This is a genomic window from Terriglobia bacterium, from assembly GCA_035712365.1.
Lineage (GTDB): Bacteria > Acidobacteriota > Terriglobia > UBA7540 > UBA7540 > SCRD01.
This window is the reverse complement of sequence record DASTAW010000058.1, coordinates 128,792-137,970: the sequence shown is the minus strand read 5'-3', so window position 1 is coordinate 137,970 and position 9,179 is coordinate 128,792. Positions and strand designations below refer to the sequence as shown.

Below are 9,179 nucleotides of genomic sequence, written 5' to 3'. Positions count from 1 at the left end.
GCACAAAGTGTTGGAACTGCTCCGTCATCGGTGCTACTTTCGCCATGGGGTGTAAGCTCCTTTTCTAAGGATTTGGTTCCGCTTGCTCGGCGAAACCAACTTACACCCTCCTCACTTTTACACACACAAATTTACGTCACCACCAAGCCCTCCATTTGCCATTCCTGCCCGCCGGGGATATATTTCCAACCTATAATGGTTTAATGGTTCACAGCCCCCAGGGCAGTCGGCGCAGATCGAAGGCGAACCTTTTCGGCGACAAGTTCATCTCACTGGATATTCCAAATGGAGGGATGAATCATGAAAATCGGCATTATTGGCGCAGGACACATTGGCGGCACGCTCGCGCGGCGGCTGACACAGCTTGGGCATCAGGTTTCCGTGGCCAACTCTCGCGGGCCCGAATCGCTTGCCGGGCTTGCCAAAGAGACCGGAGCGAAGGCGGTGACGCCGGCTGAAGCCGCGCGTTCCGGCGATGTGGTGATCGTGACAATCCCGCTGGCGAATGTTCCCGATTTGCCCAAGGACCTTTTTGCGGGCGTTCCCGAAAACATCGTGGTGGTTGACACGGGCAACTACTATCCGAGGCAGCGCGACGGGAAAATCGAAGGGATCGAAGGCGGCATGCTGGAGAGCCGGTGGGTGGAGAAGCAATTGAGGCGGCCGGTGGTGAAAGCGTTTAACAACATCTATGCCCAGCACCTGATGGAAAACGGCAAGCCCGCAGGCTCGCCCGGGCGAATTGCCTTGCCGGTCGCGGGCGATGACAAATGGGCCAAGGACGTCGTGATGGGGCTGGTGAACGAACTCGGATTCGACGCCGTTGATGCCGGAGGACTGGATGAATCGTGGCGGCAGCAACCGGGAACTCCCGTCTATGCCACCGATTTTGATGCAGAGGGAGTCCGGCGGGTGCTGGCCCAGGCATCTCCCGGCCGAAAGCCGGAATGGCGGGCTACTTCAAACAGTCCCGGAAGCTATGCCCGGCCGGCATGAGGCGCCGATAATTTGATCAGTAACATTTCGGAAAGCAGGTCCCTCGCTTACGCTCAGGATGACAGGAGGGTAAACATCTTCGAATTTTGAAGGGAGAAACTGAAATGGCAGGCAAAAAGATTCTGATGCTTGTCGGCGACTATGTCGAAGATTATGAAGTGATGGTGCCTTTCCAGGCCCTGCAGATGGTGGGGCACAAGGTTGATGCTGTCTGCCCTGGGAAGAAAGCGGGCGAGACAGTCCGCACGGCCATCCATGATTTTGAAGGCGACCAGACCTACAGTGAGAAGCGCGGACACAACTTCCAGGTGAATGCCGCTTTCGAGGACGTCAAGGCCGGTTCCTACGACGCGCTGGTGGTTCCCGGCGGGCGGGCTCCGGAGTATTTGCGGATGAATGAAAAGGTGCTGGAAATCGTCCGGCATTTTTTTGACGCGGGAAAGCCGGTGGCCGCACTGTGCCACGGAGCGCAGTTGCTGGTGGCGGCAGGCGTCGCCAAAGGAAGGTCGATCAGCGCGTACCCGGCGGTGGGACCGGAAGTCACCCTGGCCGGAGGAAAATACGTTGACCTTCCCATGACGGAAGCGCACGTGGACGGCAATCTGGTGTCGGGACCGGCCTGGCCCGCGCATCCCGCCTGGCTGGCTAAATTCCTGCAAGTGCTCGATAAGAGCGCGCCAGCTAAAACCGCAAAGGCGTGAGGAGAGTTTCATTCGGAAGCTTTTGCAAGCCGTGTCAACTTGAAGCGTGCTCGTAAGGGAGGCAATCGGTCGGGAATAAGAGTGCATCAGAGTCATGTTGCACAACCTGCAGTAGAGTTCAGGCTCCAGTCAGTGATCACGCGGAGATCAGCGCACGATGCGAGTGCTTGTTACCGGCGGTGCGGGTTACATTGGAAGTCAGACGTCCAAAGCCCTTGCCCAATCGGGACACGAAGTCGTGGTCCTGGACAATCTTTCCACCGGTCACCGCGAGGCGGTGAAGTGGGGACCCTTTATAGAAGGCAACCTCGGCGACAAGGAGCTTTTAGCAGAGATTTTCAAGGAGCGCCGCATCGAGGCTGTTCTGCACTTTGCCGCCAGCCTGCTGGTGGGCGAGTCGGTAAAGAATCCTCAGAAGTATTTCTGGAACAATGTGGTCAACACCATTGGGTTGCTGGACGTGATGAAAGCCTGCGGCGTGCAACACATCGTTTTCTCATCCTCTGCCGCCGTCTACGGGAATCCCGAAAAGGTGCCCATTCCGGAAGACCATTCCAAGGCGCCCGTGAATCCTTACGGCGACTCCAAGTTGTGCATGGAACGGGCGATCTACTGGTACGGAAAAGCCTACGGGCTTCGCGGCGTGGCGCTGCGATACTTCAATGCCGCGGGCGCGGATCTCGAAGGCGAACTGGGCGAGGAGCACGATCCGGAGTCGCACCTGATTCCGCTGGTGGTCGAGGCCGCGCTGGGCCAGAGACCGGAAGTCGAGATCTACGGCACGGATTATCCCACGCCGGACGGCACTGCGATCCGTGACTATATCCATGTTGTGGACCTCGCCGACGCGCACGTGCGCGCCCTGGAATATTTGGCTGGCGGCGGCGAGAGCACCGAGCTGAATCTCGGAACAGGTGAGGGTCACTCCGTCCGTGAAGTTGTGGCCGCAGTCGGAAAGCTCTGCGGCGGACGCGTTCCCGCCAAAGATGCGCCCCGGCGTGCTGGAGATCCTGCCGTGCTCGTAGCTGATCCCGCCAGAGCGCGCACGGTGCTCGACTGGCATCCGCAATACTCAGACCTCGATGCCATCATCCAAAGCGCCTGGAAGTGGCACTCGTCCAACAAACAGCACGCGGATTAGTCGCCGCCGAGGCGCGCATGAGCCCACAGATCGCGGCAGGTTTAAGAATTCGAGTTTCTGATTGACACTGCGGAAGCCGCGTGCGAATCTGCCCTTGCGGGGCAATAATCCAATCCACAACAAGGAGCATGACGCTATGCCAAACGTCCTGGTAACGGGAACCAGCACCGGTATCGGATTTGCCACGGCCCTTGAGCTCGCCAGGGCCGGCCACACCGTTTATGCCAGCATGCGGAATCCCGCTCGCGCGCCGCAACTTGGAGAGGCGGCGGCCAGGGAGAAGCTGCCGGTTAAGGTGATGGTGATGGATGTTGATTCAGATTCTTCCGTCGCGGAGGCTGTGAGAAACATTCACGCGCAAGGCGTGCAAATCGACGCGCTGGTGAATAATGCCGGAGTCGGAACCTTCGGATCGGTCGAGGAACTTCCACTCCATACCTTCCGCGCCATCATGGAGACCAATTACTTTGGCGCGCTGCGGTGCATCCAGGCCGTGCTGCCGGAAATGCGCGACAGGAAGAGCGGCTGCATCATTAATGTAAGTTCGGTGGCGGGCCGCGTTGCGAACTCACCTCTTGCCGCCTACGCCGCCTCAAAATGGGCACTTGAGGCATTGAGCGAGGCGCTGGCCCAGGAAGTAAAACCGTTCAACATTCGCGTCGCAATCGTCGAACCTGGCATCATCGATACGCCGATGGCAAGGAGCGCTGAAGTGCCGCTGGATAGCACGAACTATCGCCAGGTGCGGCGGTACGGGGCAATATTCCGCGCATCGTTCGAAAGTGGAACTCCCCGTCCACCGGGGCTGGTGGCGAAAGCAATCCGGGACATCATCGAGAGCGGGACGTGGAAGCTGCGGCATCCGGTGGGTCCGAACTCGGCGGAGTATATCGCCTGGAGAAAAGCCAAGACCGACGAGGAAATGGTTGAATGGGGCGCTCTTGACGACGACGCCTGGTATGATCGCGTGCAGCAGGAATTCGGCCTGAATGCCCGTCCCAAGGAATGACAACCAGCAAGGACCCTGGGCAGATCTCAGCCCTTCAACAGCAGCAGCTTACTCCACGGGGCTGGCGCGGAAATAGTTTCTGTCTCTGCAATCCCGCACGGCGTGATTTGGATGGGGCGCACGCAATAATCCGGTAATATGAAGGCGGGTGAGGTCACCGAGTGAATGGCCGTGGTCAAGTTGGCGATTCTAGCTCCTGTAAGGCACCTCTTTGATCGCGATGGACCGCGTGGGAGCGGAGGCGTTCAGTTTCCTGGGCCACTTGCGGAGGCCGGAGCATCTTTCTCCGGCGCGTATTTTTCAATCGCCTCGGACATGCCTTTTTCCCATTTGCCCGTGGCGTCGTAACCCATGCCTTTCAATCGCACCACGCCGTTCGCATCCACAATCCAGTTCTCCGGGATGCCGAAGACTTTGAGCGAACCCTCTGCGTAGGCATAGGCAGGAAGGACGGTGAAAGTGTACTTATGTTCCTGCATGAACGGCCCGATCAGGCCGGGATTTTCGTCAGTGCTTAGCATCAGGAATTGAACGTCGGGACGACTCTTGTACTGCTCGATCACTTTCTGCAAGCGAGGCAACTCCTCGCGGCAGAACCCTCACCAGGTCGCCCAAAAATTGAGAAACGTCACCTTGCCTTTTAGATCGGCCAGCGTCCAGGTCTTGCCGTTGAGGTCGGTGAGCTTAAAGGGGGGCAGGGGTTGGTTGGCGTTTTCCCAGGTGAGCGTGGCGAGCGAAGCCAGAGCTTTCTCGCGCACGCCGTACCAGACATTCCAGCCGTCTTCGGCGCCGCCCAGGCTGGTCCAGAGCCTGTGCGCGCGGTCCGCCAGCTCGTCGGGGAGGCCGGTCTCGGGCTTCTCCTGGGCTTCCAGGCGCTCGAGCAATGCGCTCTCGTAATAGCCCATCGCGTCCTGCTTATGTCCCTCAAGCTCGGCCAGCCGCCCCATCAAGCCCCAGTAGGCGGATTCGCGGCCGAGGCACTCTTTGCGCCTGCCCTCTTTGTCGCCGGCAAGCGCCTTCAAGTCCTGCAAGCGTTCGTCGAATTGTTGGAGCGTCTGCCGCGCTTTCAAATCTTCCTTGAGTTCAAGATATCCCTGGGCTTCAAACTCCAGCGCCTGAGTTCGAGAGGACGCGACGCGAAAATAATTTCTGGCCACATCGTCCCCCTGCCCGTAGAGGTCGTACATCGGATATTTCGAATCCTGGTCGATTTTTTTCAGGGCTTGCTGGGCGTATCCAACGGTGCGCTCTGGCTCCTGATGTTTCCTGGCCAGTATCCTGGCTGCGTTAAAGTAATCGTTAGACCCTGGCCCATCAGGCCCCGCGTTGGCACGGGCGACCTGCATGTATTTGTCTACCGCCGCTTCCAATTCCGCCGCCGGAATATTATCGAGATTCTCCATCGCGTAAAGGCGCTCTGCCTGGATGTAGCCCGCATTGGGGCGCTCTTTCGCCCACTCAGCGGACTGTTTTAGCAGTTCGGCGTAATACGCCCGTCTCTTGTCCGGCGGATCGTCCTGCTGAGGACTGGGATTGGCCTTCCTCCATTTCCCCATGGCTGGCAGATCATACAAATCTGGCAGCCGCCGTTCGCGCTCGTCCTCCGCCCAATCGGACTGCTTTGTGTCGCCCGCCAGCTTGTAACCCTCCTCAAGCGCTTCATACCATTGCCAGGTGTTCGTGAGATTGAGAGCGCGGATGCGCGCTATGTCCTCGGCCACCTGCTTGCGCAGGGGTCCGTACTCGGCTGGCGGGTGGGCCTTGAATTCCAGCGCCCACAAAGTGGGATAGGCACCAAGGGCCTCGGGATCTGTACGCGGAGTGAGGACTCCACGCAGCCTGGCCGCCGCATCGCGCACGAAGGCCGGGTCGTCCACGTTGTCCACCGGGTTGTAGCCTTCGAGCGCCGCCGGGCAGGCGGCCAGGAAGGTTTTGATATTCTCCTTCGCCTTTTGCCTATCCATAAAAACCGGCGAAAAGTAAATGCTCCCCAGCTCAAGGCGAGGCCAGGGGAATGCGGGCGCCTTGTTGAGTGCGCTGTCGAAAAGCTTGATCGCCTGCTTTGAATCACGGCCGATGAGCGCGACACCGTAAAAATAGGATATATCCGGATCGTCCGGATGCTGCTCATGCAGCGCCTTATATTCTGAGATGAGGCTGGTTTTCTCCTCGTCAGAGTAGCCGAAAAAGTCCACATATTTCTTCCGCACAAAAAAATCCTGAGGATGTTGCTTCAGGAGCGAATGCAAGGTGGATAGCTGCCGCTGGTGAAACTGCCAGTCCGTTTCCGTGGGCGTTTGCCAAATGGGAAAATTGGCCAGAGCGGACCTGACCTCGGGCGGCGGCTCGCAGGCGTTATATTCCTGCCCCCGAAGCGCGCGCGGAGCCAAGCTCAGATAGAGCGCCACGGCGAGTGCGGCATTCAACCACGGCCTGCTTCCAGAATTTGCTTTTGCCCCCACCGGAGTTTCCCCCCTGGCGAGATATACTTCACTTGCACCGCATTATACACCCTGGGCCAGCCCAAAGGTTGGGAAGGTTCCAATCATACGGGCGGGTGGCGCAGATACTCGCCTTGTAGTGTCTGCGTTCGCGAAGCGAGAGGTTCTTGTTCGCGTCATGCAATCCCGGTCCATTACGATGGTTGATTCGTCCTTCAAAAAATAAAATCTCCAGCTCGACCACGGCCACTCGCCACAATCCCGGCGCGGTTATGACGGCGCTCCATTTTAACCCCGCTCAGCTTCGGGGAACGCAAACATCAAAAGTCGACGGCTGCGCCACCCGCCGAAGTTGAGCGTAGTTTCAGCAGCAGCAGCGGCCTACTCCACGGTGACGCTCTTTGCCAGGTTGCGCGGTTTGTCCACATCGCATCCGCGAAGCACCGCACAGTGGTACGCAAATAGCTGGAGTGGGATCACCGTTAGCAGCGGCATAACGAGTTCGAGGCTGGGAGGAACGTAAATAATGTCATCCACCAGCGAACCGAGTTTGTTGTTGCCCTCTGTGGTGACTGCGATAATGTGACCTTCGCGCGCCCGAATTTCCTGCACGTTCGAGATCGTCTTTTCATAGGAACTGTCATCAGGTACAACGGCCATGGTGGGGAAGGCAGGGTCGATGAGTGCGATGGGCCCGTGCTTCATCTCTCCGGCCGCATAACCCTCGGCATGGATGTAGGCGATCTCCTTCAGCTTCAAGGCTCCTTCAAGCGCCACCGGATACTGGTACTTTCTGCCGATGTAAAGGAAGTGACGCGATTGGCAGTATTTCTCTGCGAGGCTGCGAATCTGGTCTGACCGTGCCACGAGCTCACGAACCTGCTCCGGAACTTTTTCGAGCGCGCTAATTATCCTTGAGCCTTCGTCATAGGACAAGTCACGGTTGCGGCCCATCAGCAGCGCCATCAGAATCAGAATGGTGACCTGTGAAACGAAGGACTTGGTGGAGGCCACGCCAATCTCAGCGCCTGCATGGCAGTAGACTCCTGCATCGGTTTCGCGGGCGATGGAGCTGGCCACAACATTCACCAAGCCGAGCACCAGCGCTCCCCTGCGTTTCGCCTCCCGCAGGGCGGCCAGGGTGTCAGCCGTTTCTCCCGACTGGCTGATGGCCAGGACCACGGTGTCCGGGCGGATGTTCAACTTTCTGTAACGGAATTCGGATGCGAGTTCGGTTTCAACCGTCAGGTCAGTCGTGGCTTCAAAAACATAGCGTCCCAGAAGTCCTGCGTAATAGCTGGTTCCGCAGCTCACAATGATCAGGTGGCGGGCCCGCCTCAACCGATCAAGCACCGGTTCCAGCCCGCCCAGCCGCGCCAGGCCCTCAGCGTGGTTGAGGCGCCCTCGAAGAGCGTTTTCGATGGCGTTGGGCTGCTCACAGATTTCCTTCAGCATGAAGTGCGGATATTCCCCGCGATCCAGCGCCTCGAGCCCAAACTCGATAACGGTCGGACTTCGATCAACCCGGCGGTTCTGGAGCGTGCTGAGATGGAACTCTCCGGGACTGAGGCGCGCCAGTTCATTGTCTTCAAGGTAGATCACCTGATCCGTGTGCTGGACCAGGGCGGACGTGTCAGAGGCAGCCAGCGATTCTCGCTTGCCAATGCCCAGCACAATCGGACTTCCCCGCCGGGCCATGATGATCTCGTTCCGGTGGGCAGTATGAATCACCGCCAGCCCGTAGGTTCCTTCAACCTGGAGCAGTGCTTTGCGGACAGCGTCTTCAAGGTCATTCTGGTAAGCGTTTTCAATCAGGTGCGCAAGCACTTCGGTGTCCGTTTCGGAACTGAAAATGTGTCCGTCCGCCAGCAGCATTTTTTTCAGCGTCAGATAATTTTCAATGATTCCGTTATGCACCAGAAAGATCTGACCTGAGCAGTCTGTGTGGGGATGCGCGTTTGCTTCGGTTGGCTTGCCGTGCGTTGCCCAACGGGTGTGGGCAATTCCGATCTCTCCCACGGGTTTTTCTTCGAGCACTTTCCGTTCAAGAGCTGCCACCTTCCCCACAGCCTTTGCCAGATACGGCTGTGCGCCCAGGATGGCGATGCCGCTTGAGTCGTATCCGCGGTATTCAAGTCTCTTCAAGCCGTCAACCAGGACTTCACTGACCGGCTGTTGACCAACGTACGCGACTATGCCGCACATAAAACAACCTCCCTACAAAAAATCGAGCATCTCAACGGTGCCGACGACAGAGGCGTTACACCGCGCCGTACACAGCGCCTGCAAAACTGGAGATCACCGGTGGCCCGCGCCGGCCCTGGACGCCGCAAGAACGCTGCTCCAGCAAGCGAAAAATTTTTTGATCGCGACTGCAACCTTTCCGACAGCGCATTCATCCAAAGAGTAATTCAACTCTGTGACTACCTGGGGAAGTGGTTGCACCTGGTTAGTAAGAGCAGCCACTTCCTCCTTCCATTGATAAAGATATCTACAGACCGAAAGCATGACTCTGTGGGCATTTTCCCGCTGCGTTGTACCGATGGTTTCAACTTTCCTATACATTTATCCGGCGCTTTTCGGAGCCGAATCTTCGTCGTTCTCAGTGAACCGAACGATTACCTGCGAGCCGCCTCCAAACTTCCGCGTGAGCCAATCTTCAAGGTCGTGCTTGAGAGATTGCAGGTCGACCCTGAAGCCCGCCTCCATTAGTCCGTTGGCGATGGGCAGCAAATCGTCAAAGACACTCCGCCCCGTAAAATTCCTCATGCAGAAGCTGTCCAGCCAGGCGAGCGGACATTCCCTGGGTGCGCCGGGCTCAAGGACCTCGACATGGATTTTTCTGGCAAACATCGTAGCCAGTCTATCTTCGCACATCATTCGTGCAGCAT

At 58.0% G+C, this 9,179-nt stretch carries 8 protein-coding genes; 4 read left to right on the top strand and 4 right to left on the bottom strand.

Annotation, left to right across the window (positions count from 1 at the left end):
* Nucleotides 1-300: 300 nt before the first annotated feature.
* The 4 genes from VFQ24_17860 to VFQ24_17845 all read left to right on the top strand — a co-directional run bounded on the left by VFQ24_17860 (nucleotide 301) and on the right by VFQ24_17845 (nucleotide 3,847).
* Nucleotides 301-996 (top strand): NADPH-dependent F420 reductase, encoded by a 696-nt coding sequence (locus VFQ24_17860; GenBank protein HET9180225.1) that lies wholly within the window; start codon nucleotides 301-303, stop codon nucleotides 994-996.
* Nucleotides 997-1,100: 104 nt separating this feature from the next.
* Complete coding sequence (locus VFQ24_17855) at nucleotides 1,101-1,697, top strand: DJ-1/PfpI family protein (protein ID HET9180224.1); 597 nt, start codon at nucleotides 1,101-1,103, stop codon at nucleotides 1,695-1,697.
* A 157-nt stretch (nucleotides 1,698-1,854) separates the two neighbouring features.
* A complete protein-coding gene (gene galE, locus VFQ24_17850; GenBank protein ID HET9180223.1) occupies nucleotides 1,855-2,838 on the top strand; it encodes a UDP-glucose 4-epimerase GalE in 984 nt (327 codons plus the stop codon).
* Between the two features lie 136 nt (nucleotides 2,839-2,974).
* Entirely contained in the window at nucleotides 2,975-3,847 is an 873-nt protein-coding gene (locus VFQ24_17845; GenBank protein HET9180222.1) for an SDR family oxidoreductase, read from the top strand.
* 245 nt (nucleotides 3,848-4,092) lie between these two features.
* Here the strand turns inward: VFQ24_17845 and VFQ24_17840 are convergent, their stop codons facing one another.
* From VFQ24_17840 to VFQ24_17825, 4 genes are all read right to left on the bottom strand, one after another.
* Nucleotides 4,093-4,419, bottom strand: coding sequence for a hypothetical protein (locus VFQ24_17840; GenBank protein HET9180221.1), 327 nt, complete (start codon nucleotides 4,417-4,419; stop codon nucleotides 4,093-4,095).
* 27 nt (nucleotides 4,420-4,446) lie between these two features.
* Nucleotides 4,447-6,273 (bottom strand): TlpA disulfide reductase family protein, encoded by a 1,827-nt coding sequence (locus tag VFQ24_17835; GenBank protein ID HET9180220.1) that lies wholly within the window; start codon nucleotides 6,271-6,273, stop codon nucleotides 4,447-4,449.
* 396 nt (nucleotides 6,274-6,669) lie between these two features.
* Nucleotides 6,670-8,493 carry a glutamine--fructose-6-phosphate transaminase (isomerizing) gene (gene glmS / locus VFQ24_17830; protein ID HET9180219.1) on the bottom strand — a complete coding sequence of 608 codons (1,824 nt, stop codon included), beginning with the start codon at nucleotides 8,491-8,493 and terminating at the stop codon, nucleotides 6,670-6,672.
* Nucleotides 8,494-8,853: 360 nt separating this feature from the next.
* On the bottom strand, nucleotides 8,854-9,168 hold the full coding sequence (locus VFQ24_17825; protein ID HET9180218.1) for a hypothetical protein: 315 nt from the start codon (nucleotides 9,166-9,168) through the stop codon (nucleotides 8,854-8,856).
* Between the last annotated feature and the right edge of the window lie 11 nt (nucleotides 9,169-9,179).

What these genes read in the sequence shown, in the direction of transcription:
- VFQ24_17860 (HET9180225.1), top strand. Translation starts at nt 301, where the DNA reads ATGAAAATCGGCATTATTGGCGCAGGACACATTGGCGGCACGCTCGCG.
- VFQ24_17855 (HET9180224.1), top strand. Translation starts at nt 1,101, where the DNA reads ATGGCAGGCAAAAAGATTCTGATGCTTGTCGGCGACTATGTCGAAGAT.
- galE (HET9180223.1), top strand. Translation starts at nt 1,855, where the DNA reads ATGCGAGTGCTTGTTACCGGCGGTGCGGGTTACATTGGAAGTCAGACG.
- VFQ24_17845 (HET9180222.1), top strand. Translation starts at nt 2,975, where the DNA reads ATGCCAAACGTCCTGGTAACGGGAACCAGCACCGGTATCGGATTTGCC.
- glmS (HET9180219.1), bottom strand. Translation starts at nt 8,493, where the DNA reads ATGTGCGGCATAGTCGCGTACGTTGGTCAACAGCCGGTCAGTGAAGTC.
- VFQ24_17825 (HET9180218.1), bottom strand. Translation starts at nt 9,168, where the DNA reads ATGATGTGCGAAGATAGACTGGCTACGATGTTTGCCAGAAAAATCCAT.